General features: G+C 69.5%; 21 protein-coding genes. 16 read left to right on the forward strand and 5 right to left on the reverse strand.

Annotated features, from left to right (window positions below):
* Window positions 1-6: 6 nt before the first annotated feature.
* From OHS16_RS18560 to OHS16_RS18575, 4 genes are all read left to right on the forward strand, one after another.
* On the forward strand, window positions 7-2442 hold the full coding sequence (locus OHS16_RS18560) for an SUKH-4 family immunity protein (protein ID WP_328538329.1): 2436 nt from the start codon (window positions 7-9) through the stop codon (window positions 2440-2442).
* A gap of 294 nt (window positions 2443-2736) precedes the next feature.
* Complete coding sequence (locus OHS16_RS18565; protein ID WP_328538330.1) at window positions 2737-3627, forward strand: cellulose-binding protein; 891 nt, start codon at window positions 2737-2739, stop codon at window positions 3625-3627.
* Between the two features lie 372 nt (window positions 3628-3999).
* The gene (locus tag OHS16_RS18570) at window positions 4000-4788 is read left to right on the forward strand and encodes an ABC transporter ATP-binding protein (protein ID WP_328538331.1); all 789 of its coding nucleotides are present in this window, start codon (window positions 4000-4002) and stop codon (window positions 4786-4788) included.
* Complete coding sequence (locus OHS16_RS18575) at window positions 4785-7355, forward strand: ABC transporter permease (RefSeq protein WP_328538332.1); 2571 nt, start codon at window positions 4785-4787, stop codon at window positions 7353-7355. Before OHS16_RS18570 ends, OHS16_RS18575 begins: the two co-directional genes overlap by 4 nt.
* Window positions 7356-7426: 71 nt before the next feature.
* Here OHS16_RS18575 and OHS16_RS18580 read toward each other — a convergent pair whose 3' ends face one another.
* Window positions 7427-8077 carry a phospholipase A2 gene (locus tag OHS16_RS18580; RefSeq protein WP_328538333.1) on the reverse strand — a complete coding sequence of 217 codons (651 nt, stop codon included), beginning with the start codon at window positions 8075-8077 and terminating at the stop codon, window positions 7427-7429.
* A 256-nt stretch (window positions 8078-8333) separates the two neighbouring features.
* Here OHS16_RS18580 and OHS16_RS32150 point away from each other — a divergent pair, with 256 nt between their 5' ends.
* The 6 genes from OHS16_RS32150 (at window position 8334) to OHS16_RS18605 (ending at window position 16761) form a co-directional block, all read left to right on the forward strand.
* The gene (locus tag OHS16_RS32150) at window positions 8334-8636 is read left to right on the forward strand and encodes a helix-turn-helix domain-containing protein (RefSeq protein ID WP_443042646.1); all 303 of its coding nucleotides are present in this window, start codon (window positions 8334-8336) and stop codon (window positions 8634-8636) included.
* Window positions 8637-8761: 125 nt separating this feature from the next.
* Window positions 8762-12301 carry a transcription-repair coupling factor gene (gene mfd / locus OHS16_RS18585; protein ID WP_328538334.1) on the forward strand — a complete coding sequence of 1180 codons (3540 nt, stop codon included), beginning with the start codon at window positions 8762-8764 and terminating at the stop codon, window positions 12299-12301.
* 250 nt (window positions 12302-12551) lie between these two features.
* Window positions 12552-13253 (forward strand): HNH endonuclease family protein, encoded by a 702-nt coding sequence (locus tag OHS16_RS18590; RefSeq protein ID WP_328538335.1) that lies wholly within the window; start codon window positions 12552-12554, stop codon window positions 13251-13253.
* A 201-nt stretch (window positions 13254-13454) separates the two neighbouring features.
* The gene (locus OHS16_RS18595) at window positions 13455-14126 is read left to right on the forward strand and encodes a hypothetical protein (RefSeq protein WP_328538336.1); all 672 of its coding nucleotides are present in this window, start codon (window positions 13455-13457) and stop codon (window positions 14124-14126) included.
* Complete coding sequence (locus tag OHS16_RS18600; RefSeq protein ID WP_328538337.1) at window positions 14123-15652, forward strand: serine/threonine-protein kinase; 1530 nt, start codon at window positions 14123-14125, stop codon at window positions 15650-15652. The genes OHS16_RS18595 and OHS16_RS18600 overlap by 4 nt, the downstream gene beginning before the upstream one ends.
* 314 nt (window positions 15653-15966) lie before the next feature.
* Complete coding sequence (locus OHS16_RS18605; protein ID WP_443042780.1) at window positions 15967-16761, forward strand: glycoside hydrolase domain-containing protein; 795 nt, start codon at window positions 15967-15969, stop codon at window positions 16759-16761.
* 92 nt (window positions 16762-16853) lie between these two features.
* Here OHS16_RS18605 and OHS16_RS18610 read toward each other — a convergent pair whose 3' ends face one another.
* From OHS16_RS18610 to OHS16_RS18625, 4 genes are all read right to left on the reverse strand, one after another.
* Complete coding sequence (locus tag OHS16_RS18610; RefSeq protein WP_328538338.1) at window positions 16854-17873, reverse strand: glycoside hydrolase family 16 protein; 1020 nt, start codon at window positions 17871-17873, stop codon at window positions 16854-16856.
* Window positions 17874-18241: 368 nt separating this feature from the next.
* Window positions 18242-18598 (reverse strand): YciI family protein, encoded by a 357-nt coding sequence (locus OHS16_RS18615; RefSeq protein ID WP_328538339.1) that lies wholly within the window; start codon window positions 18596-18598, stop codon window positions 18242-18244.
* 79 nt (window positions 18599-18677) lie between these two features.
* Window positions 18678-19331 carry a guanylate kinase gene (locus tag OHS16_RS18620; RefSeq protein WP_328538340.1) on the reverse strand — a complete coding sequence of 218 codons (654 nt, stop codon included), beginning with the start codon at window positions 19329-19331 and terminating at the stop codon, window positions 18678-18680.
* A gap of 568 nt (window positions 19332-19899) precedes the next feature.
* Window positions 19900-20319 carry an ATP-binding protein gene (locus OHS16_RS18625; RefSeq protein WP_328538341.1) on the reverse strand — a complete coding sequence of 140 codons (420 nt, stop codon included), beginning with the start codon at window positions 20317-20319 and terminating at the stop codon, window positions 19900-19902.
* A 120-nt stretch (window positions 20320-20439) separates the two neighbouring features.
* Between OHS16_RS18625 and OHS16_RS18630 the strand changes: the two genes are divergently transcribed.
* The 6 genes from OHS16_RS18630 (at window position 20440) to OHS16_RS18655 (ending at window position 25141) form a co-directional block, all read left to right on the forward strand.
* Window positions 20440-21255, forward strand: coding sequence for a helix-turn-helix domain-containing protein (locus OHS16_RS18630; protein ID WP_328538342.1), 816 nt, complete (start codon window positions 20440-20442; stop codon window positions 21253-21255).
* The gene (locus tag OHS16_RS18635) at window positions 21252-21437 is read left to right on the forward strand and encodes a DUF397 domain-containing protein (RefSeq protein WP_328538343.1); all 186 of its coding nucleotides are present in this window, start codon (window positions 21252-21254) and stop codon (window positions 21435-21437) included. Before OHS16_RS18630 ends, OHS16_RS18635 begins: the two co-directional genes overlap by 4 nt.
* Before the next feature lie 247 nt (window positions 21438-21684).
* Window positions 21685-22116 carry a GtrA family protein gene (locus OHS16_RS18640; RefSeq protein ID WP_328538344.1) on the forward strand — a complete coding sequence of 144 codons (432 nt, stop codon included), beginning with the start codon at window positions 21685-21687 and terminating at the stop codon, window positions 22114-22116.
* Between the two features lie 58 nt (window positions 22117-22174).
* Window positions 22175-22825: a SurA N-terminal domain-containing protein gene (locus OHS16_RS18645; protein ID WP_328538345.1), complete on the forward strand. Its 651-nt coding sequence runs from the start codon at window positions 22175-22177 to the stop codon at window positions 22823-22825.
* Between the two features lie 91 nt (window positions 22826-22916).
* Window positions 22917-23903 carry a nucleoside triphosphate pyrophosphohydrolase gene (locus OHS16_RS18650; protein ID WP_328538346.1) on the forward strand — a complete coding sequence of 329 codons (987 nt, stop codon included), beginning with the start codon at window positions 22917-22919 and terminating at the stop codon, window positions 23901-23903.
* Window positions 23900-25141, forward strand: a complete 1242-nt coding sequence (locus OHS16_RS18655; RefSeq protein ID WP_328538347.1) for a cytochrome P450 family protein — start codon at window positions 23900-23902, stop codon at window positions 25139-25141. The genes OHS16_RS18650 and OHS16_RS18655 overlap by 4 nt, the downstream gene beginning before the upstream one ends.
* Window positions 25142-25179 lie beyond the last annotated feature (38 nt).

Below are 25179 nucleotides of genomic sequence, written 5' to 3' on the forward strand. Positions count from 1 at the left end.
GAACCGATGGTGACGTTTGCGCAGGCGCAGGAGCGCGCGGAGGAGTGGGTCAACGGGGATGTGCCCGCGTATCAGCACCGCGAGGTGCGGGTGCGGGAGTTCGACCTCGGTTTCGTGGTGTGGGCGGAAGACCGTGCGGACGGTCCTTCGGGCGGTGGTGGCCGGCAGCGTCTGGTGATCGCGCGGGACAGTGGTGAGGCGACGCTGTGGCCGGGACTGCCGGTGGGCGAGGTGGTCCGCCGTTACGAGGAGGAGTACGGGGCGGCGGGCGATGAGCCGGCGGCGCCGGAGCCGCCGCAGCGCATCGATCTGAACCAGACGTCGTTCCTGCTGACTCCGCCGGAGTGGTTGCAGGACGCGGCGGACAGGCTGGGTATTCCCGACCGGCGTTCGGGGGCTGACTCCGCGGGAGCCGGGTTGCCTGAGCCGGTTTCTCCGGAGCCGGCGGTGTCCGGGCCGGGTGTTCCGGGGGCCGGTGCTTCGGGTGCCGGTCACGAGCCGACGGCCAACGAGGGGGTCCCGCTGGGCGGGACCCCCTGGGCGGGGACGGACACCAATGCGGGTTCCGGTGCTGACGATGTTTCGGTGCCGTTGCCCGCGACGGTGTTCGCGCCGCCGCTGGCCGGTTTCGACGATGACGGCACGCCGCCGCCCGGGGTGCGGCCGGAGGCCAGGACGGAGCTGATGTCCGGGGGCAGCGGGCTGCCACGGACCACGGTGGCGCCCGCGGTCGACGGCCCGGAGCCGCATCGGGCGCAGCCGTTGCCGCAGCCTCCGGTGCAGCCCGGCGCCGGCCTCGGCGACAGTGACGGGTCCGGTGACATCTACGACGCGGCGACCAGCAAGGCGGTGGCGCCGCCTCGGGTGCCGCGGACCCCGCGCGGTGGTGGCCCTTCCACGCCGCCTCCGCCCGGTGCGCCGGGCACGCCGGGTGCGCGGCCCGGAGCTTCGGTGCCGCCTCCGGCGGCGCCGGCCGGCGGGTACGTGCCGACCCAGCTGGTCTCGCAGCTCGGTCCGGAAGGCCCGCAGCCGCCCGGCCCGCCCGGCCCGCCCACGCCTCCGCCGTCCGCCGGGGGCGCCGGTCGCGATGTGCACCATGCCGCGACGATGTTCGCCGATCCGAGTCTTGGTGGCCGGAGCGGTGCGGGTGTGCCGCAGCCTCCGGGGCCGCCCGGGGTTCCCGGTGCGCCGCAGCCGCCCGGCCCGCCCGGGGTTCCCGGTGCGCCGCAGCATCCTGGTCCGCCCGGTCCGCCCGCTTCTCCGCCGTCCGGTGGGGGCGCCGGTGGCGGTGTGCACCATGCGGAGACCATGCTGGCGGGTCCCGGTCTGGTGGGTCCGCCGCCTCCGGCCCCCGGTCGGGTGGGTCCGCCGCCTCCGGCACCTGGTCCGGTGGGTCCGCCGCCTCCGGCACCTGGTCCGGTGGGTCCGCCGCAGTACGGGTATCCGCCGCAGCAGCCCTCAGGGCTGCCGACGGTGGGGCCCGGCTATCAGGCTGTGCTGCGCTTCCGTGCGCAGGACGGTTCCGAGCAGCAGCTCATCCGGCGTTCGGCGCCGGGCACTCCTCATCCGGAGTGGCAGATGCTGCATGAGCTGCGGGCCATGAACGTGCCGCCGCAGCAGGTGATCGAGCTGCATACGGAGCTGGAGTCGTGCGAGCTGCCGGGTGGCTACTGCGCGCGGATGATCCGGGAGACCTGGCCGCAGGTCCGGATCACCAGCGTGGCCCCGTACGGCAGGGATCACGCGAGCCGTCAGCAGGGGATGCAGCATCTGCTCACCCACCAGGGCGAGTTGCATCAGGTGGCGGACGGTCCTGCGCGTCCGGCTCCGGTGCGGGCTCCGCTGCCGGCGGTTCAGCCGATGCCGCCGATTCCTCCGGAGGGGGTCGCGCACGAGCTGGCGCAGAGCTTCGGGCCGCAGGGTGTCTTCCGCTTCGACCAGCGGTCCGTCTCGCGTCAGGGCGTGCCGGACATCGTGGCGCAGACGCTGGTGTGGGCGGGGCTGCCGCTGGACTTCGGTCCCTTCTTCTGGGCGCAGGCCGTGCCGAACCAGCCGGTGCCGACGCTGGCCGAACTCGCCGCTCAGCGTCAGGTGCAGCCTGCTTCGGACGCGGGGTCGTATCTGGTGATGGGGTCCGACTTCGGCCGGGCGATCTGTGTGCAGTACGGGACGGCGAACATCGTGGCCGTGCCGGTGGAGGCGGGCCCTGGTGGTCAGCCGGTCCCGCCGCAGTTCGTGAACTCCGGGCTGCCGGAGTTCGTGCGGTCATTGGCCCTGCTGGGCCGTATGTGGCGCCTGCGGTTCGGGCTGACGCCCGAGCAGGCGGGCCGCTGGACGGTCGATTTCCAGGCGCAGCTGATGATGCTGGATCCGGCGGCGCTCGGTTCGCCGGAGAGCTGGTGGTCGGTTCTGCTGGAACAAATGTGGGACGGACTGCTCTGATCGGGTTCTGATCGGGGTCCGGGCGAGCACCCGGGCAGGTCCTTCGAGAGGCGTCCGGCCGCGGTATTCGCGGCCGGACGCCTCTGTCGTGTGCGCTGCGCGTGTCCGGATGCTGCGGGTGTTCGGCGCTGTGATGCCGACTTCTGAGCCGGGTTGCCGCATCCTGGAGGTTCGGATGGGCGGAGTGTCGCGTTATGGGCGCTTCGCGATGATCCATCAGGATGTGCGCCGGGTCATGTTGAGTGCCGTGTCGCGTGCCGTGTCGCGTGTTGTGTTCGAAGAGGGGCTTGAAGGATGAGTGCAGCATCGGAGTCACCTCATGGCTTCACCGGTGTCCGGGGCCGTGGGTACCGGGTGGAACAGGTGGACCGGTTTGTCGCCGGCCTCTCGGCGGACCGCGACGAGGCGTGGGAGCGTGCCGCGCGGCTGACGGTGCTCGAGAAGGAGATGGCGGCCTCGGCCGCCGAGTTGCGGGAGCGGGTAGCGGAACTGGCCCCGCAGACGTACGAGTCGCTGGGCGAGCGGGCCCGGGCTCTGATCGGCCTGGTGGACGCGGAGGCCGAAGCGCTGCGTACCGATGCCGGGGAGGCGGCTGAGCGGTTGCGTGACGAGGCCCGCGCCGCGGAGCAGGAGCTGCGGGATGCCTCGCGTGCGTACGCCGATGAGCTGCTGGCCGGGGGTGAGGCGTATGCGCAGCAGGTGCTGACCGCCGCGCAGTCCACCTCGGACGAGCTGAGGATCGGGTCGAGGCAGGACGTGAAGCAGTGGCGCGGCGAGGCGCTGGCCGTGCTGCGGGAGATGCGCACGCGGTGTGCGGGCGAGCTGGCGGCGCAGGAGAAGGATCAGGCGGAGCGCTGGGCTGCCGCGGAGAGTGAACTCCAGGCCAGGGAGGAGCATTTCGATGCCCGGCACTCGGAACTGATCTCCCGTGCGGAGGGCCGGCTCTCGGACGCTCAGCGGGTTCTGGCAGCGACGGAGGAGTCGGCGGCTCAGGAGCAGGAGGAGGCGGAGGCCCGGGGTGCGGAGCTGGTCGCACTGGCGACGGCGCGGGCGGAGCGTACGGAGCGGGAGACGGAGCGGATGCTCCGGGAGAGCGACGCGACGCAGGAGGAGCTGCGGGCGCATCTGTCGCATGTGCGGAGCAGTCTGGCCGCGCTGACCGGGCGGGCGCCCGCGGAGGGCTGACCTTCCCGAGGTCCCTTCAGCAGGATCTCTTCACTGTGCAGGTATCCGGTCCGGCTGTTCGCCGGCCCGCACCTCCGGCCGGGTGAGGGTGCAGTCCGCCCCTGAGGGGTCGTCCACCCGGAGGTGGACGACCCCTAGGGCCCGACCCCTACTCATGGCCGGGGGACGTTCGTCCACGCGGAGGAGGAGAAAGGGGCGGTCCGCTCCTTAACGTTTTGTCATGGCTGGTGCAGCCGTCCGTCCGCGGGGCCGGGGTGGGGAAAACCCCAGGGCGGAGACGGATACACGCACCAGTGTGCCGGCGCCCTGGGCTCGACAGACTCCAGGTGTACCGGGTGACCGGACGTGATGGACCGACCGAGGAGACTGACCGTGACAACGGCTGTGACCATTCCCAGGCACGGGGGCACTGGAGGGCGAACGGCCGTTGCCGCGCGAGCGCGGCAGGTCGTCAAGGCGTACGGATCGGGGGAGACCAGGGTCGTCGCGCTCGACCACGTCGATGTGGACATCGCGCGTGGACAGTTCACCGCGATCATGGGTCCCTCCGGGTCCGGCAAGTCCACGCTGATGCACTGTCTCGCGGGTCTCGACACGGTGAGTTCGGGTCAGATCCTGCTGGACGAGACCGAGATCACCGGGCTGAAGGACAAGAAGCTCACGCAGCTGCGCAGGGACCGTATCGGCTTCATCTTCCAGGCGTTCAACCTGCTGCCGACGCTCAACGCGATCGAGAACATCACGCTGCCGATGGACATCGCGGGGCGCAGGCCGGATCCGGAGTGGCTGCGTCAGGTCGTGGAGACGGTGGGTCTCGCGGACCGGCTGAAGCACCGGCCGACGCAGTTGTCCGGCGGCCAGCAGCAGCGGGTCGCCGTGGCGCGCGCGCTCGCGGCACGGCCGGAGATCATCTTTGGTGATGAGCCGACCGGGAACCTGGACTCCAGGGCCGGCGCCGAGGTGCTCGGCTTCCTGCGGAAGTCGGTGTCGGAGCTCGGCCAGACCATCGTGATGGTCACTCATGACCCGGTGGCCGCCTCGTATGCGGACCGGGTGCTGTATCTCGCGGACGGCAGGATCGTGGACGAGATGTACGGTCCGACCGCCGACCAGGTTCTCGACCGTATGAAGGACTTCGACGCGCGCGGGCGGACGTCATGACCGTCTGGAAGACGTCGATGCGCAACTTCTTCGCGCACAAGGGACGGATGGCGCTCTCCGCCATCGCGGTCCTGCTGTCGGTGGCGTTCGTGTGCGGCACTCTCGTCTTCACCGACACCATGAACACCACGTTCGACAAGCTGTTCGCGGCGTCGGCATCGGACGTGACGGTTCTGCCGAAGTCCGCGAAGACCGACGACACCCCGCGGAACGGCAAGCCGGTCTCGCTGCCGGCCTCCGCCGTGCGCCGGGTGGCGGCGGCCGACGGTGTCGAGGCGGCCGACGGCGCGGTCACCAGCATGAGCGTGACCGTCGTCAACAGCGCCAACAAGAACATGGGTTCCAGCACCGGTGCGCCGACCATCGCCGGGAACTGGACCTCCCACGAGGCCAGGTCGATGGAGATCACCTCCGGGCACGGGCCACGCAACGCGGCCGAGGTGATGGTCGACGCGGACACCGCGAAGAAGCACCACCTCGCGCTCGGCGACACACTGCGCACCATCGCGGCGACGGGTGACATCACGGCCAGGATCTCCGGGATCGCCACGTTCAAGGTGACCAACCCCGGTGCGGCCGTCGTGTACTTCGACACCGCGACGGCGCAGCGGAAGCTGCTCGGCGGACCCGATCTCTTCACGAGCATCGCCGTCACCGCCAAGCCCGGGGTGAGCGACATCCGGCTGAAGCGCTACGTGGAGTCGGCGCTGCCGGGTCCGTACAAGTTCCAGACCCAGAAGGAGAACGCGGACGCGAACCGTGACTCCATGGGCTCCTTCCTCAAGGTGATGAAGTACGCGATGCTCGGCTTCGCGGGAATCGCCTTCCTCGTCGGCATCTTCCTGATCATCAACACCTTCTCGATGCTGGTGGCCCAGCGGACCCGGGAAATCGGTCTGATGCGGGCGCTGGGTTCCAGCCGCAAGCAGGTCAACCGTTCGGTGCTGGTGGAGGCGCTGCTGCTCGGCCTGTTCGGTTCGGTACTCGGGGTCGGCGCCGGTGTGGGGCTGGCCGTGGGGCTGATGAAGCTGATGGGCGCCGTGGGCATGGATCTGTCCACCGATGACCTGACGGTGAGGTGGACGACGCCGGTCGTCGGCATGCTGCTCGGTGTCATCGTGACGGTCGTCGCCGCGTATGTTCCGGCCCGGCGGGCCGGCAAGACCTCCCCGATGGCCGCGCTGCGGGACGCCGGTACTCCGGCGGACGGCAGGGCCGGCTGGATCCGGGCCGGGATCGGTCTGGTGCTCACCGGTGCGGGTGCGGCGGGTCTCTTCCTGGCGGCGGGCGCCGACAAGTCGAGCGAGGGGTCGCTGTATCTCGGTGCGGGTGTGGTCCTCACCCTGGTCGGCTTCGTGGTGATCGGTCCGCTGCTCGCGGGGGTGGTGGTCCGGGCGATCAGCGCGCTGGTGCTCAGGATGTTCGGCCCGGTCGGGCGGATGGCGGAGCGCAACGCGCTGCGCAACCCGCGGCGTACCGGGGCGACGGGTGCCGCGCTGATGATCGGGCTCGCCCTGGTGGCCTGTCTGTCGGTGGTCGGCTCGTCGATGGTGGCTTCGGCCACGTCCGAGCTGGACAGGTCGGTGGGTGCGGACTTCATCGTCCGACATGATCAGAACCAGCCGATTGTGCCGGACGCGGCGAAGGCGATGGAATCGGTGCCCGGTCTCGAACATGTCACCAGAATGAAGACCATCGATGCCACTATCACCGCTCCGAACGGCTCGAAGGAAACGACGTCGCTCTCCGCTACAGATCCTTCGTATACGAAGGATCTACGGCGTGAGGTGATGTCCGGTGATCTGGCGGCCGCATACGGCAGGGACGCGATGTCGGTAGGCGACAATTTCGCGGATGCGAAGCACGTCGGGGTCGGCGATGAACTAGATGTCGATTTCGGGGATGGCCACACAGCGAAGCTGAGGGTAGCGGCCATCACATCGGATAACACCGCGGTCGACCGTGGTTCCATGTACCTCAACATCAGTACTGTGGAACTGTACATTCCCGTCGACAGGATGCCGTTGAACGACGTCATGTTCGCAACATCCAAGGACGGTCATGAAAAGCAGGCCTACGCGTCACTTAAACGAGCGATGCAGGATTATCCGCAGTACCAGGTGCGTGATCAGACGGACTTCAAGAAGAACCTGAGGGATCAGATCGGTCAGCTGCTCAACATTGTCTACGGGTTGCTGGCGCTGGCGATCGTCGTAGCGGTGCTTGGCGTGGTGAATACGCTCGCACTCTCGGTTGTGGAGCGGACCCGGGAGATCGGCCTGATGCGGGCGATCGGCCTCTCGCGCCGGCAGTTGCGGCGGATGATCCGACTGGAGTCAGTGGTCATCGCACTTTTCGGTGCGCTGCTCGGCCTGGGGCTGGGAATGGGCTGGGGGGCCACAGCGCACAAGCTGCTCGCTCTCGAAGGTATGGCTGTGCTGGAAATACCGTGGCTGACCATCACTGGCGTCTTCGTTGCCTCGGCCTTCGTGGGACTGCTCGCCGCGCTGATCCCGGCCTTCCGAGCGGGCCGGATGAACGTGCTGAACGCGATTGCTTCGGATTAGTGCGATTGTCGTGGGGAAGCCCCGGACACATGTGCCCGGGGCTTCCCCACGAGTATCCGCACGGGTCTCTGTCAGTTGAAGGACTTGACGGTGTTGTAGTACTTGGTAGCCGTCTTGAAGCACGCGGCTTTCAGCCTCTTCCGCGCTGCGGCCGGGTACGGGTCGGCCCAGATGAACCTGTTGCACACGGACCGCATGTCGCGGAGGAATGCCTTGTCGACCCGCTTCTTGTGGTCGCGATGGAACTTGGACGTGCCAACCGTTTTCTTGAAGTTTCGATATCCGAAGTCGTGCCGCCAGCAGGGGAATTTGAAGTCATAACCCCCGGGGAGGGTGTCCGGGGCCCATGAGCACCCATCCGTCTTCCAGTTGAATCCATATTTCTTGATTCCGGCGCTGTTCCGGTTTCCCAGATCGCTGTACCATCTGTCCTGCGATGCCGAACTGTCGCCGGTGATGGATTTGAGTTTGTTCACTTTTGCTGTCTTGCTGATCGAGGAAGCGGCCGACACGGTTGCAGGAGGTGCGACCGCGAGTGCTGGCGCAGCTGTGGTGAGAATGATGGCGCCAGTGAGGGCGATTCCGTGAAAACTGCGAAGTGTGTTCAATGTTGCACTCCATATCCGCTCGGTGACAGCGTGGATCTTTACATTGCTGTGAGTCCGTGGCAAACAGTTTTGGCGAATCCGGTGGTGGTCGATAAGTGGAACCAAATATTCCATGCCTCTTGACCTGGGTTTTCGACGCTCAGCTATGGCGTATGCCGATTTTGGTATATGCGTTTCTCGGCATGCCGAACGATGGGGTGGCAATGTCAATGAGTGGTTGAATCGGCGACAAGTTGTTGGCCGAGCCGGAACGTCGTTCGAAGCTCAGATTTACCTCAACCGCCAGTAGCGCCCCGAGAGTCCGCTTACAGTTTCCACGGCTGGTCCGTGCCGTGGCGCGGTGCCTGGGCTGGAAATGGGGGGAAGTTTCATGGGGAGCCGACTGGCGGATAATGTTGTCAGCAACGACTCGAAGGATGACCTGGAGAAGCCCTTCGGTCTCGCTGTACGAGCGCGCCGCCGAGAGGTCGGCATGACCCAGGCGCAGCTGGCGCGGGTGTCCGGAATGAGTCAGGCGGCTATATCTCGTCTTGAGCGCGGGAAGTGTATGCCCACCATTCCGTTGCTGAAGCGGGTGGCGGTGGCGCTGAATTCTGTGCTCTACGTCGCGATCGAGCCCAGGAATCGTGTGGCGGTTGCGTTTCGGGACATCGCCCGGCCGCCCCGGACCTGACGGCCGGGGCATGGAGGGGGAGGGCGGGAGATGCTGTACCACGCGGAAAGCGCCGTACGCTGGAGAACCCCGGCCCGTGACACGTGTCGGGCCGTTCGCGTTGCCCACGACGGAAAGCGTTCTTCATGAGCCTGCACGGTCTGCTCGATGCCACCATCTCGGACCCCGCGCTCGCCGAAGCGGTGAAGGCCGCCACCGACGGGCACCGTACGCATGTCGATCTGGTCGGCCCGCCCGCCGCGCGGCCCTTCGCGGTCGCGGCGCTGGCCCGGGAGACCCGGCGGACCGTACTCGCGGTGACCGCGACCGGACGGGAGGCCGAGGATCTGGCGGCCGCGCTGCGCTCGCTGATGCCGGCCGGCCTGGAGGACTCGGTGGTGGACTACCCGTCGTGGGAGACACTGCCGCACGAGCGGCTCTCGCCCAGGTCGGACACGGTGGGCCGGCGGATCGCCGTGCTGCGCCGCCTGGCGCATCCGCGCGCCGACGACCCGGCGGCCGGACCGGTCAGCGTGGTCGTCGCACCGATCAGATCGGTGCTCCAGCCGCAGGTCAAGGGGCTCGGCGATCTGGAACCCGTGTCCTTGCGCTCCGGGCAGTCGGCGGATCTGGGGCAGATCACCGAGGCGCTGGCGGCCGCCGCGTACGCCCGGGTGGAGCTGGTCGAGAAGCGCGGAGAGTTCGCCGTCAGGGGCGGCATCCTCGATGTGTTCCCGCCGACCGAGGAGCACCCGCTGCGGCTGGAGTTCTGGGGCGACGACATCGAGGAGATCCGCTACTTCAAGGTCGCCGACCAGCGCTCCCTGGAGATCGCCGAGCACGGTCTGTGGGCGCCGCCCTGCCGTGAGCTGCTGCTGACCGACGACGTACGGGAGCGGGCCGCCGCGCTGGCGCAGCAGCACCCGGAGCTCGGCGAGCTGCTGAACAAGATCGCCGAGGGCATCGCGGTCGAGGGCATGGAGTCGCTGGCTCCGGTACTCGTCGACGACATGGAGCTGCTGCTGGATGTGCTGCCCGCGGGTGCGATGACCGTGGTGTGCGATCCGGAGCGGGTGCGGAGCAGGGCCGCCGACCTGGTGGCCACGTCGCAGGAGTTCCTCCAGGCGTCGTGGGCGGCGACCGCGGGCGGCGGGGAGGCGCCCATCGACCTGGGCGCCGCGTCGCTGTGGGGCATCGCCGACGTCCGTGACCGGGCCCGCGAGCTCGGCATGATGTGGTGGTCGGTGAGTCCCTTCGCCGCGGACGAGGACCTCGGCGGCGACACCATCAAGCTGGGCATGCACGCGCCCGAGTCGTACCGCGGAGACACCGCCCGTGCGCTGGCCGACACCAAGGGCTGGATCGCGGACGGCTGGCGCACGGTGTACATCACGGAGGGCCACGGGCCCGCCGCCCGTACCGTCGAGGTCCTCGGCGGTGAGGGCATCGCCGCCCGGCTGGACTCCGACCTCGCCGAGCTCGCCCCCTCGGTCGTCCATGTGTCCTGCGGGTCGATCGACTACGGGTTCATCGATCCGGCGATCAAGCTGGCCGTGCTCTCCGAGACCGACCTCACCGGCCAGCGCACCATCTCCAAGGACCTCGGCAGGATGCCGGTCCGCCGCAGGAAGACCATCGACCCGCTGACTCTGGAGACGGGCGACTTCATCGTCCATGAGCAGCACGGTGTCGGCCGCTACATCGAGATGGTGCAGCGCACGGTGCAGGGCGCGACGCGTGAGTATCTGCTCGTCGAGTACGCCCCCGCCAAGCGTGGCCAGCCGGGCGACCGGCTCTACATCCCCACCGACCAGCTGGAGCAGGTCACCAAGTACGTGGGCGGCGAGTCCCCCACCCTGCACCGGCTCGGCGGCGCCGACTGGACGAAGACCAAGGCCCGCGCCAAGAAGGCGGTCAAGGAGATCGCCGGCGACCTGATCAAGCTGTACTCCGCGCGGATGGCGGCGCCCGGCCACGCCTTCGCCCCCGACACGCCCTGGCAGCGCGAACTGGAGGACGCCTTCCCGTACGTGGAGACGCCCGACCAGCTCTCCACCATCGCCGAGGTCAAGGAGGACATGGAGAAGACGGTTCCGATGGACCGGCTGATCTGCGGCGACGTCGGCTACGGCAAGACCGAGATCGCGGTGCGTGCCGCGTTCAAGGCGGTGCAGGACGGCAAGCAGGTGGCGGTCCTGGTGCCCACCACGCTCCTGGTCCAGCAGCACTTCGGCACCTTCACCGAGCGGTACGCACAGTTCCCCGTGGTCGTCAGGGCGCTGAGCCGCTTCCAGACCGACAGCGAGGCGAAAGCGACGCTGGAGGGCCTGCGGGACGGCTCCGTCGACCTGGTCATCGGCACCCACCGGCTGTTCTCGTCGGAGACCAGATTCAAGGATCTGGGCCTGGTCATCGTCGACGAGGAGCAGCGCTTCGGTGTCGAGCACAAGGAGCAGCTGAAGAAGCTCCGCGCCAATGTGGATGTCCTCACGATGTCCGCGACGCCGATTCCCAGGACCCTGGAGATGGCGGTGACCGGCATCCGGGAGATGTCGACGATCACCACACCGCCCGAGGAGCGCCACCCGGTGCTGACGTTCGTCGGCGGGTACGAGGAGAAGCAGATCGGGGCCGCCGTCCGCCGGGAACTGCTCCGGGAGGGCCAGGTCTTCTACATCCACAACCGGGTCGACTCGATCGACCGGGCAGCGGCGCGGCTGCGCGAGATCGTTCCCGAGGCCCGCATCCAGACCGCGCACGGTCAGATGGGCGAGAGCGCACTGGAGCAGGTCGTGGTCGACTTCTGGGAGAAGAAGTTCGATGTGCTGGTGTCCACGACGATCGTCGAGTCCGGTATCGACATCTCCAACGCCAACACCCTGATCGTCGAGCGCGGCGACAACTTCGGTCTGTCCCAGCTGCATCAGCTGCGCGGCCGGGTGGGCCGTGGCCGCGACCGCGGTTACGCGTACTTCCTGTACCCGCCGGAGAAGCCGCTGACGGAGACCGCTCACGAGCGGCTGGCGACGATCGCGCAGCACACCGAGATGGGCGCCGGTATGTATGTGGCGATGAAGGACCTGGAGATCCGCGGCGCGGGCAACATGCTCGGCGGTGAGCAGTCCGGCCATATCGCCGGTGTCGGTTTCGACCTGTACATCCGGATGGTCGGCGAGGCGGTGGCCGACTACCGCACCGCGGTCGACGGCGGTGCGGACGAGGAGCCACCGCTCGAGGTCAAGATCGAGCTGCCGGTCGACGCGCATGTCCCGCACGAGTACGCCCCGGGCGAGCGGCTGCGCCTCCAGGCGTACCGGTCGATCGCATCGGCCAACTCCGAGGAGGACATCAAGGCGGTACGGGAGGAGCTCACCGACCGCTACGGCAAGCTCCCCGAGCAGGTCGAGAACCTGCTGCTGGTGGCCGGTCTGCGGATGCTGGCGCGGGCCTGCGGCGTCGGCGAGATCGTGCTGCAGGGGTCCAACATCCGTTTCGCTCCAGTGGAGTTGAGGGAGTCGCAGGAGCTGCGCCTCAAGCGTCTCCATCCGCGTACGGTCATCAAGGCGGCGGCCCATCAGATCCTGGTGCCGCGTCCGACGGCAGGCCGGATCGGCGGCAAGCCGGTGGTGGGGCGTGAACTGCTGTCGTGGACCGGGGAGTTCCTGACGACGATCCTGGGGTCCTGAACGACGGGTCCCGGGCTGCCGGCTGCTCGCGAACGGCGGTGCCGGGGCCCGTTTCCCGGACGGCAGCCGGTGAACGCCGGTTCCGTCGGGGCGGCTTCCGGACGGCGGCTGCTGAACGGCGTCTCCCGGAGGGCGGCCTCCGGGCTCGTGCGCGGTGGTCCAGGACCGCGCGCGGGTGTGGTGTCCGGGGCCCGGGGCAGCTGTCTCTAGGATTGCGTGGTTCGGCCCACTACCGCCAGGACGGCCCGCCTTGATACGTACACGTCTCGTTCTCTCCGCAGCCACGGCTGCCGCCGCCGCGCTCGCTCTCGCGGGATGCAAGGACGGGGGGCTCGCCGCGCCCGATGCGTCGGGTGCCCCGGCGGGCCCGGCCGGGAAGGCGGCGCACGGATCCGCGCTCGCCGCTGCCGAGGCCCTTCCGGTCAAGGGACGGGCGCCCAAGACCGGTTATGAGCGGGAGGAGTTCGGCAGTGCCTGGTCGGACACCGACCACAACCACTGCCCGACCCGGGACGATGTGCTCAAACGCGACCTGCGGAACGTCCAGTACGACAAGGGCGACTGCCAGGTCGCATCGGGGACGCTGGTCAGGGACCCGTACACGGGGACGACCGTGAAGTTCGTGCGCGGACACAGCAAGGTCGACATAGATCATGTGGTCGCGCTCTCCGACGCCTGGCAGAAGGGCGCCCAGCAGTGGGACAAGTCGAGGCGGACGGCTTTGGCCAATGACCCGCTGAACCTGCTGGCCGTGGACTCGTCCACCAACCGCAGCAAGGGCGACGGTGACACCGCGACCTGGCTGCCCGCCTACAAGCCGTCCCGGTGCGGCTATGTGGCCCGCCAGGTGGCAGTGAAGAAGAAGTACGGGCTGTGGGTGACCGGTGCCGAGCGGGACGCCATGAAGCGGGTCCTGTCGGGCTGCCCGAAGGAGAAACTGCCCACCGGCTGACGGACGGACGGGCGTGGGGAGGCACGGGTGGCGCGGACGGCTGCCCGGTGGCCGGTTCCGATGTGCACCCGGGGATTCGCGGCACCTCCTGGTGTGAGTTGATGTGATCGGTCGGACAACGGTTCCGTACAACCGCTGACCGGTTGTCGGTGTCGGTGTATACGCTCGAATCCACGTCCCATCAGGTTCCCTGGAGCAGCCATGTTCGGCCCCAATCCCGCGCCGCCCGCGCCGTCCGCGCCCGGCGAGGGCGCCCGCATCACCATGCGCGTGGGCTTCGCCGTGGCTTCGTTCCTGACCTGTGGAATGCTCGCCTGCCTGCCGCTGTTCCGGATCGCGATCATGCGCGGACGCTGGTACGACTGGGCGATGGCCTGGCTGAGCCTGCCGGTCTCCATCGGCGGCCTCGCGGTGATCGGCGCGCTGCCCGAGACGGATCACCGGACCGATGTGGCGCTCGCCTGTGTGCTGCTCCTCGGGGCCGGCAGCGCCGTCTACTTCGTGATCTTCGACATCCGCGACATGGAGCGGAAAAGGCAGGCGCCCGCCGCCTACTTCGCGTCGCCCCAGCAGGGGTATGCGGCCCAGACGCAGCCGCAGGCCGGCTACGGATATCCGCGGCAGACCCCGGTGCCGCTTCCGCATCCCGGGACACACCCCCAGCAGACGCAGCCGCAACAGCCCCGCCTCCAGCAGACGCAGCCCCAGCACCCGCAGCCCCAGCACCCGCAGATGCCGCAGCGGCCCCCGCACACCCCGGCCCCGCTGTCCGCGGACCGGCCCCCGCACCGTATCGACCAGGTCCGCGCCGAGCTGGACGAGCTCAGCGACCTGCTCCGTAAGGACACCGACGGCAAGGGCGAGGGCCGTTGACGGGCGGACGTCTCGTCGCCGAACGCTATGAGCTCGCCTCGGTCCTCGGTCAGGGCGGCATGGGCCAGGTCTGGACGGCGTACGACAAGCGGCTGGACCGCCGTGTCGCGGTGAAGCTGCTGCGCCCCGACCGGGTCGCCGGCTCCGCCGACGCCGAGGAGCTGCGCCGCCGCTTCGTCCGCGAGTGCCGGGTCACCGCCCAGGTCGACCACCCCGGCCTGGTCACCGTGCACGACGCCGGCAGCGACGACGACGACCTCTATCTCGTCATGCAGCACGTCGAGGGATCCGACCTCGCCGACCATCTCGCCGCGCACACCCCCTACCCCTGGCCGTGGGCGGTGTCGGTCGCCGCGCAACTGTGTGCGGTGCTCTCCGCCGTGCACGCGGTGCCGATCGTGCACCGCGACCTCAAGCCCCGCAATCTCATGATCAGACCGGACGGCACGGTCACCGTTCTCGACCTCGGCGTCGCCTCGGTCCTCGACACCGAGACCGACACCACCCGCCTCACCCACACCGGGACCCCCATCGGTTCCCCCGCCTATATGGCGCCCGAGCAGGCGATGGGCGGTGCGGTCGGCCCTTGCACCGACCTCTATGCCCTCGGCGTGGTCCTCCATGAACTCCTCAGTGGGGACGTGCCGTTCTCCGGATCGACCGCGCTCGGAGTACTCCACCGCCATCTGTACGAGCCGCCGGTGCCGGTCCGCCGTACCCGGCCCGAGGTGCCGCCGCAGCTGGAGAACCTCGTTCTGCGCCTGCTGGCGAAAGACCCGCAGCACCGCCCTGCGAGCGCCCAGGAGGTGTACGAGAACCTCGTCCCGCTGCTGCCCGCACGTGGCGCCGGTCCGTCGGGCCCGCTCGACCCGACGCGTCCTTTCCTGCGCCCGCACGCCCCCTGGCCCGACCGCGCCACCACCCCGCCCGCGGCGCAGCCCGCCCCGCCGCCCGCCAGGAAGGATGTGGCGGCCGCTGTCGACGAGGTGAAGAAGCTGCTCGGCGAGGGCAGGATCACCCAGGCGGTGGACATCCTCGGCGGAATCCTCCCGGTCGCGGTCGAGCAGCACGGCGAACACTCCCCGGTGGTCCGGATCCTGCGCAAGCAGTACGCGGCCACCCTGATGGACGACGGCCAGTACCGCCGTGCCCTGCCCGAACTGCGCGGACTCGCCGACATACGCACGTCGGAGGCAGGCGTCGCCGACCAGCAGGCGCTGCAGTTCCGCTTCGACGCAGCCCAGTGCCTGGAGCAGCTGGGCGACGCGGCCGCCGCGCTCGGCGAGTACCGCGCGCTGCTGCCCTACTACAAGAACCAGTACGCGACGGGCAACGACCCGTCGCGCGCCTTCGAGATCCGGCACCGCATCGGACATCTGCTGCCGGCGCTCGGACAGCACATGGAGGCGCACCGGCAACTGGAGGAGCTGCTCTACGACACCGAGCGGTTCTACGGCCCGCACCACCCGCTGCCGGCCGAGCTGCGGCGGGCACTGCAGCGCAATCAGGAGATGCGGCGGAGGTAGCGGCGCGGCGCAGGGTGGCCCGCCCGCGGCTGCCGGCAGGTGCCGGTCCGCATGAGGGCCGGACGGCGTCCGGCGCGAAGCCGCTCATCAGGTGGGGTGAGGGAGCCGCCGCTAGGTAATGGACACGCCAAGCTTCCGCCATGGATTGGCACAGCTCCTTCACCGAACGGCTGTGCTTCAGCGGCGCGTGAGATCGTGACCTGCCGCCGGAACGGCTGCCGTTGTGCCCGTCCGGCTCACTCTCCTTCCCTTTGAGAACCGTCGAGGTCTCTGTGCCCCACCACCGCATATCCAAAAAGCGGCGCTATATCGCCATGTCCCTGGCAGGTCTGGGGGTGCTGGCCGGCGGTGCGTTCGCCGCCGAGTCCGCCACCGCCACCACGGCCGCCCGGCCCGCACCACAGATCTTCACCGGGCACGCGTTCGACACCTGCGCGGCACCGTCACTGACGGCCATGAAGGGCTGGTACGCGACGTCGGTCTACCGGGGAGCCGCCGTTTACGTGGGGGGCAGGAACCGCGGCTGTGCCCAGCCGAATCTCACCGCGTCCTGGGTGAAGTCGGTGAGCGCCACCGGCTGGAAGCTGATCCCGCTGTACGTCGGCGCGCAGCCGCCGTGCCAGACGAGCAACAACCCCGAGAAGATGACGGCCGCCAACGCCACATCGCTGGCCGCCACCGACGCCGCGGACGCCGTGGCGAAGGAAGCCGCACTCGGGATGAAGGCCGGCAGCCCGGTCTATCTGGACATGGAGTACTTCGACCCGGCGAACACGTCGTGCGTGAACACCGTCCTCACGTACATCCGCTCGTTCGACAAGACCGTCAAGGCGAAGGGGTACTGGTCCGGCTTCTACGGCTTCAGCAACTCCAGCGCGGCCGTGGTCGCCGACGCCAAGACCCGCACCGACCTGCCGGAGATTCTCTGGTACGCCCGGTACGACGACGTGTACTCCACCACCAAGGGCTTCCCCTACGCCTCGACGCTGTGGACGGGCCATCGCCGCGGGCACCAGTTCGCCGTCAACAAGAAGGTGACGCACACCGGCGGCACCCTCACCATCGACCGGGACGCCTGGGACGCCCCGGTCGCGGTCGTCGTGAAGTAACCCTCACGCGCCGCCCGGCGCCCCGTGCCCGAGGGGAAGGGGCGTCCCAGCCGGGCGCCCCTTCCCCTCGGTGGACCGGATGCCGGCAGGGCTCAGGGGGTCTTGTTGTAGACCGCGACGTAGTCGACGTTCATCTGACCGCCGGACACGGTGGCCGCGTTGGGCCCGCCGCCGAACGCGTCGGGGAAGCCCCCGCCCATGGCGAGGTCGTAGATGATGAAGAACGGGTGGTCCACGGCGCTGGACCAGGTCGCTGCGTCCACCTTGGTGGAGTCGATGCTGAAGTACTGGTTGCCGTCGAGGTAGTAGCGGATCTGCTCGGGCGAGACCGAGCGGTCGATCTGCACGGCGTACGTGTGGTAGCCGGTCTGGCAGCCCGCGCACGGGTGTTCACCGCTGCCGATGCCGGTGCTCTCGTTGCAGGGGCCGCCGGGGTTGGTACCGCAGTGCAGGGTGCCGAAGACGGAGCTCCGGCCGTTGATGTCCTCCATGATGTCGACCTCGCCCGAGGTCGGCCAGGTGGTGCCGGTGCGCAGGGTGGAGCCCAGCATCCAGAAGGCGGGCCAGTAGCCGGCGCCGTTGGCGGTGCTGACGTCCGGCTGCTGGATGGACGACACCATCTCGACCACACCGCCGGCCGGAGCGCCGAAGGTGGCCGCCTGGGTCTCCACGCGCCCCGAGGTCCAGCCCGAACGGGGGTCGGTCCCGTCGTGGTTGGCGCGCAGCACGAGATGACCGTTGCCGTCCTGGAAGACATTCGACGTGGAGTCGGTCATCGTCTCGATCTCACCGGTGCCGAAGTTGCTGCCGGGGCCGGTGTCGTACTTCCAGGTGCCGGTGTCGAGTCCGCTGCCGGACGCGCCGTTGAAGTCGTCGCTCCAGGTGGTGGTGAATCCGGCGGGCGGCGCGGGCACGCCGGCCGGGGCAGCGGCCTGAGCCGCGGTGGGGGTGGCCGCGCCGCCGGGCGAAGCCACGACCCCGAGTCCTGCCGCGGCCAGCGCGCCGACGGCCAGGGCGGCGAGCGCCATCCGGGTCCTGGAGCGCCGCGATCGGTGGCCGCCGCTTCCATGACGGGGTATCCGGTCCTGCTCCGGTGTCTGTCCGCTGAACATACGGGTTCTCCTGAGGTGGGGGGATGCTTCCGTGCCGCGGGTGGGGTCCGGCTCCGGGCACGTCAGGGGGGAGCGCTGGGGGCGCGACAGCCGCACCCGTGAGTACGGCGGTGCCGGCCGCCTGTACCGACGGAACGTCAGCGGTGAGCCGTCGCTCGGCATGACCTTCTCCTGACCGGGTGGGGGACCGTGTGCAGGCCGAATCTCTGAGAGCGCTCTCTGGAGCTAGTTGTCTATAGCCCTGACTCGTTCACGTCAAGACTCCTGTCAGCAGTCGCATGTCAGCCGGGTCGTCACGGGAGTGCCGGACCGCCCCGACGCGCGGAGCGGGCGGCGGGACGCGGTCCGGGCCCTCCGGTCCGGGCGGATCAGTTTTCGGCGATCTCGCGGACCTCGGCCGTGAGGTTCCAGTGCGCCGGGTGAATCTGGAGGAACCGCCTGGCCCATTCCAGTGCCTCGGCCTTGTCCTTGGCCTGGATGAGGGAGTAACCGCCGACGACTTCCTTGGCCTCGGCGAACGGCCCGTCGGTGTAGCTGACCTTGCCGTCCGACCAGGTGGCCCTGGTCGCTTCGGATGCCGGGGTGAGGCCTGCGGTGTCCAGCATGACCCCTGCCCTGGTGATCTCCTCCAGGAGTGCGGCCATCCGCTTCTCGAACTCGGGGCCGGGGTCCTCGGTGGGGGCGTTCTGCTCGTCGATGCGGATCAGTGTCAGAAAGCGCGGCATGGTGACTCCTCGGTGTGGAGGGCGGGGGCTCTTCCGCCTCTCACTCATGCGTCGAACGGAAGACGCCCGGATCGACAGCTCACCCGGAGTTCTTCCGGGAATCCTCGGCGTCCAGCAGGGTCGGGTTCGATTCGGCCTTGAGTTCCAGCATCCGCCGCGCCCCGTCCGACCGCAGGATCTCGCTGCGCACCACCGTCTCCAGGTCGCGGAGGAACTGTTCCCTGTCCTCGTTGAGGAGTACGTAGTCGTAGACCCAGGCCCAGGTGAGCTGGTCGGTGCGGATGCGCAGCCGCTGGTTCGCCTCGTCACCCTGGCCGCGCAGATGCAACCGGTGCCGCAGCTCGTCCTCGGACGCGGTGGTCACGAAGATGCCGATCACCCGGCGCTGGGAGGCGGCCCTCACCCGTACGAAGCCGCCCGGATCGAGCTCGGTCAGCAGCGGCCCGGACTGGCCGTCGGCGAGCAGTCGCTGCGGGGAGCCGTAGTAGCTGGCCGAGTAGGTCCGGGTGTACTCGAAGATCGTCCCCTCGTCGTGGAGCCGGAAGAATTCCTCCTCGCTCACGAAGACGTAGTCCTCCCCCGGCTTCTCGTGCTCGCGCGGCTGCCGGGTGGTGTACGTGGGGACCCGCTGGAGAAGGGACCTCTCGGTGAGGAACCGCAGCGCCGTTCCCTTTCCGGCACCACTGGGGCCGGATACGACGAACATCAGTGGCCGGGCGTCCAGGTGGCTCATGGCTCGCTGCTCCTCGGGTGCTCATGATTGCTCACGGGAGAGTTCGGTTGATTGTGCCCCGGCGGAGCCTGTCTCCGCTCGGCCGCGAATCCGCCGTGACCCGCGCGTCGCAGTCCCGGCAGCGGCCCGGCCCGGGACACCGAAGGTGCGGGTCGCGGTCGCCTCAGGTCCGGAGCGGGCCGGATGTCGCGGTCCCGGACCGGGCCGGACGGTCCGGGAGTGATGGCGGGAAACGGGGTGGGAGTCGGTGGGTGGGGGTGGGGGGAGGAGGAGGCGTGCCGGGCGGTGTGGAGGCCCCTGGGGCAGCGAGGTGGTCGGGGCGCGCGGTACGGCGGTGGGGTCGGATGCCGCGCTCCGGGCCGGTCGGACACGGCACCGGTGACCCGGCCGCTGTCCGCTGCGGGGAGGGGCAGCCGGGAGCCGGGGGCGCGGGGGGCCGGCCGGTGGTCGGTGCGTGCGGGGGGTTCAGGTGGTTCCGCAGACCCTGCCCTACCAAATCCCATGATCACCGGCGGAGTTGATGCCGATCACTCGTGTGGGTGACGAGGCGAGGGAGGGGCCGGGTGACTCAGGGCCCGATGTCCAGCTCGGCCCAGACCGTCTTGCACGGGGACGGCCCGCCGTCGACGCCCCAGCGGTCGGCGTACGCCTCCACCAGCAGCAGGCCCCTGCCGGATTCCGGATGCCCGGTGTCCGGCCGGCGGAGGCCAGGAAGCCGCTCCGGGCGCGGATCGGTCACCTCGATACGGAGCCGTCCTCCGCACAGCGAGAGCGTCAGACGGAAACCCCGGCCGCGCACCTGACCGTGCGTGGCCGCGTTGGCGGCGAGCTCGGCGACGACGTGCGCTGCCGCATCGAACGGCAGCTCCCAGTCGATGAGTTGCTGCACGCTGAGCAGACGCGCCAGCCGGGCGCCCCGGCGGGTCGCGGACAGCAGCACGCTGAACTGCCGTACGGGGGCGGGGGCGGCGGTGATTTCCTGATTCACGTCACTCAGCGTGGTCGGTCGCGTTTACTCTGAACAGGCCTGGCGCCGGTACGGAGCGTCACTGTCCGGGTGCTGTCCGGAGCCGTCCGGTTTCTGTACCCCCGTGTGGAGGTGGACGGCATGGAGCATGCGACGGACGACGAGTCGGCGGCCGTACTGAAGGCGGTCGGCCGGCAGATCAAACTCTGGCGGGAGCGGGCGGGCCTGCGGCAGTCGGAGCTGGGCGAGGCGGTCGGGTACGGCGAGGAGCAGGTCTCGTCGGTGGAGCGCGGGCGCCGGGTGCCGAGGCCGGAGTTCCTGGACCGGGCCGATGCGGCGCTGGGTGCCGACGGGATCATCGCCGCGATGAAGAAGGACGTCGCGGAGGCCCGGTACCCCAAGAAGGTGCGGGACCTGGCGAGGCTGGAGGCGGCCGCCGTCGAGTTCGGGGCGTACAGCAACCACAACATGCCGGGCCTCCTCCAGACGGAGGAGTACACCCGCGCACTGTTCGAGATGCGCCGCCCCGGCTATTCGGCGGACGAGATCGACCGCCAGGTCGAAGCGCGCATGGGGCGCCAGGAGATCTTCGGACGGGCGGGCACCACGCTCACCTTCGTACTGGAGGAGGTGATCCTGCGGCGCCCTCTCGGTGGCCGGCATGTGCTGCGCCGGCAGCTGGAACACATGGGCGCGGTAGGGGAGTTGCGTAATGTCGAGATTCAGGTGATGCCGACCGAGCGCGAGGACCACGCGGGAATGGGCGGGCAGATTCAGGTGCTGAAGCTGGGGGACGGGTCTACGGTCGGGTACACGGAGGCGCAGTTGGCCAGTTACCTGATCTCCGATCCCAAAGAGCTCCAGATCCTTGAGTTGCGCTATGGGATCATCCGTTCGCAGGCTCTCACGCCACGGGAGTCGATGGCCTTCATCGAGAAAGCACTGGGTGAGACATGACCACCACCGAACTGCAGTGGTTCAAGAGCAGCTACAGCGCAGGCGACAGCAATGATTGCGTCGAGATCGCGGCTGCCCGGGGCGCGGTCCATGTGCGGGACTCCAAGAGCAGGGACGGCGAGCGGCTCGCGTTCTCGCGCGGTCCCTGGGCGGACTTCCTGGCCTACGCGTCCGGGCGTTGACCGGGCCCTCGACACGGGGCATGCCGATGCGCGCCGCCGCCGGCACGGATGCCGGTGTCCCGGGAGGCACCGGACCGGGACGACGGCGGTGCACAGCAAGCTCGCAGGCTGGGCGCGGCGAGCGGCCGCGTCCAGCCTGCGGCGCCGGGCCCTGCCTGCCCGCTTGCCGCTGGGCAGAGGTGGGTGACACGGTGGTGGCGAACCTGGCGGCCTCCGGCGGCCCCGCACCCCTGGAGCCCGTACGCAGATGACCGGCCGCCTCGCGCAAATGCTCCGCTTCGCCTGCGTGGGCGTGGTGAACACCGGCACGTACTACGCGTGCTACCGCGCACTGCTCACCGGGCTGCCGTATCTCGCGGCCCACACCCTGGCCTTCTGCCTGAGCATGGTGGGCTCGTTCTTCCTGAACGCCCGGTTCACCTACCGGGTCCGGCCGACCTGGCGGAAGTTCCTGCTGTTCCCGCTGACCAACGCGGCGAATTTCGTGATCACGACGAGCGGTGTGTACGTCCTCGTCGACCTCGTCCACCTCAGCAGCCACTACGCCCCGCTGATCGCCGCGGGGGCCGCCGTACCCATCACTTTTGTCGTCTCGCGGATGATCATGCTTCGCCCCGACAACCGGGAAGCCTCCGAATCGTTGGTCGAACCAGTGGCCCCGGCCACGCCGAGTGCCTAACATCATTTCCCGCAAGGCCTTGTGCACCGAAGCACAAACTCGCCGCCAGGAGGCTCCTTTGCACCGCCGCCGTCGCACTGCGCTCTCCGTATCCGCCGCTCTCGTCGCCGCGGCCCCTCTCCTCGCCGCCTGCGGCAGTCAGGCGCATCCGGGGGCAGCTGCCGTGGTGGGCAAGGACCGCATCACCGTCGCCTCCGTCCAGGCGCAGGTGAAGGCCGTACGCGACGCACAGAACAAGTCTCCGCAGGCCGCCGAGATGATCAAGAGCAGTAACAATCTCAGCGGGATGAAGCTCGGCAGCATGATCTTCGACCGGGTGCTCGCGAAGGCCGCTGCTGATGCCGGTGCGACGGTCTCCCGCAAGGACGTGCAGGACGCGCGGGCGCAGCTCGTCAAGCAGGCGGGCAGCGAGGCGCGGCTGCGGCAGGTCTACCTCCAGCAGAACGGCATCGCCCCCGGCCAGATCGACCAGGCACTCCAGGAACAGGTCACCGCTTCGAAGCTGGCCCAGTCCCTCGGCGCCGACCTCGGTACCTCGCAGGGGCAGGCGTCGGTACTCCAGGCCATGTCGAAGGCCTCCAAGTCGCTGGGTGTGGACGTCAATCCGCGCTACGGCGTCTGGGACTCCAGGAAGAGCCAGCTCGGCCCCTACAAGGCCCCGTGGATCGCCCAGGTCACCAAGGCGCCGTCCGCGGCGACGGGCGCCTGAGGGCAGTCCCGTCGCGGCGTGCGCGCAGGTCCCTCCTCCACGGGCAAACACCGCCTGCCATGGCACTCGCGGGGCGGGGTAGTTTCGACGGGTGACCGCATCAGACACCCCCGACACCCCTGACACCCCCGGCCGTATCGTGCTGCTCACCACCAGCCACCGGGTCGCGCCGGGGCTGCTGTCCTGGCCCGCCTGGCAGCTGCTCCGCGACGCCGACCGGGTGCTGTGCCCGGACGAGGGCCATCCCCAGCTGCCGTATCTGCGGGAGGCCGGCATCACCGCCGAGCACCTGTCACCGGACGCCGAGCAGCTCGTCGGGGAGTGCGCGGGCGGCCGCACCGTCGTGGTCCTTCCCACGGGGGAGGGCGACCGGCGTCTCACCGACGGACTGGCCCGGCTGGCCGGCAGCGGCAGGGTGCAGATGCCGGACCTGGAGCTGCTGCCCGGCTCCTACGACCTGCCGGGTGCGCGTCTGCTGGACCTCGTGCAGGTGATGGACCGGGTGCGCAGGGAGTGCCCCTGGACGTCGCAGCAGACGCATCAGGGGCTCGCCAAGTACCTCATCGAGGAGGCGTACGAACTCGTCGAGGCGATCGAGGACGGCGACCGTGACGAGCTCCGGGAAGAGCTGGGCGATGTGCTGCTCCAGGTCGTCTTCCACGCGCGGATCGCTCAGGAGGACGAGGACGAGCCGTTCTCCGTCGACGATGTGGCCGGCGGTCTCGTGGAGAAGCTCATCCGCCGCCATCCGCACATCTTCGGCGACGAGACCGCGGAGACGGCGGAGGACGTCCATGCCCACTGGGACCGCACCAAGGCGGCCGAGAAGCAGCGGGCGTCGGTGACGGAGGGGGTGCCGGTCGGGCAGCCCGCGCTGGCCCTCGCGGCGAAGCTGGCATCCCGGGTGCGGGGCGGCGGCCTCGTGGTCCCGCTCCCCGAGGGCGAGGGGGTCGGCTACCGGCTGCTCGCGATGGCCGCGGAGGCCGAGGCCGAGGGCACCGACCCCGAGGCCGCGCTGCGCGCCGCGGCGCGGGCGTACCGGGACGCGATCCTGGCCGCAGAAGGCGCCCGCGGATGACCGCGGGACCGCAGCCCGAACTCTTCACCTGGGAGTTCGCGACCGACCCCTACCCCGCCTACGCCTGGCTCCGGGAGAACGCCCCCGTGCACCGGGCGACGCTGCCCAGCGGGGTGGAGGCCTGGCTGGTGACCCGCTACCAGGACGCCAGGACGGCGCTGGCCGAACCCAGGCTGTCCAAGAACCCGGCTCATCACGCCGAGTCGCCGCACGCCAAGGGCAAGACCGGCATCCCCGGGGAGCGCAAGGCGGAGCTGATGACGCATCTGCTGAACATCGACCCGCCGGACCACACCAGGCTGCGGCGACTGGTGTCGAAGGCGTTCACCCCGCGCACGGTGGCGCTGTTCGCGCCCCGGGTGCAGGAGCTGACGGATCAGCTGATCGACCGGTTCGTGGAGAAGGGCGAGGCGGACCTCATCCATGAGTTCGCCTTCCCCCTCCCCATCTACGCGATCTGCGATCTGCTGGGCGTTCCGCGTGAGGACCAGGACGAATTCCGGGACTGGGCCGGCATGATGATCCGTCACGGCGGCGGGCCCCGCGGCGGTGTCGCACGCTCGGTGAAGAAGATGCGGAACTACCTCGCCGAGCTCATCCACCGGAAGCGGGAGAATCCGGGCGACGACCTGATCTCGGGTCTGATCCGGGCCAGTGACCACGGGGAGCATCTGACGGAGAACGAGGCCGCCGCGATGGCGTTCATCCTGCTCTTCGCCGGCTTCGAGACGACCGTGAACCTCATCGGCAACGGTGTGTACGCGCTGCTGCGCAACCCGGAACAGCGTGCGCGCCTCCAGTCTTCGCTGGCCGCCGGTGAGACCGGACTGCTGGCCACCGGGGTGGAGGAACTGCTGCGCTACGACGGGCCGGTTGAGCTCGCCACCTGGCGATTCGCCACCGAGGCGCTGACCCTGGGCGGGCAGGCCGTCGCGGAGGGCGATCCGGTTCTCGTCGTCCTCGCGGCCGCCGACCGCGACCCCGAGCGCTTCACCGAACCCGACACGCTCGACCTCTCGCGCGCCGACAACCAGCATCTCGGGTACGGACACGGCATTCACTACTGCCTGGGAGCCCCACTCGCCAGGCTCGAGGCGCAGACCGCTCTCGCCACGGTGCTGCGCCGGCTGCCCGAGCTGAGACTTGCGGTGAATCCTGACGATTTGCGCTGGCGCGGAGGGCTCATCATGCGTGGATTGCGCACGCTTCCGGTGGAGTTCACCCGTCATAAAAAGTGACGATCCGTCAGGACTGTGACTTTCACGTGATCTGCGCT

Source organism: Streptomyces sp. NBC_00344 (assembly GCF_036088315.1).
In the GTDB taxonomy this organism is placed as follows: Bacteria; Actinomycetota; Actinomycetes; order Streptomycetales; family Streptomycetaceae; genus Streptomyces.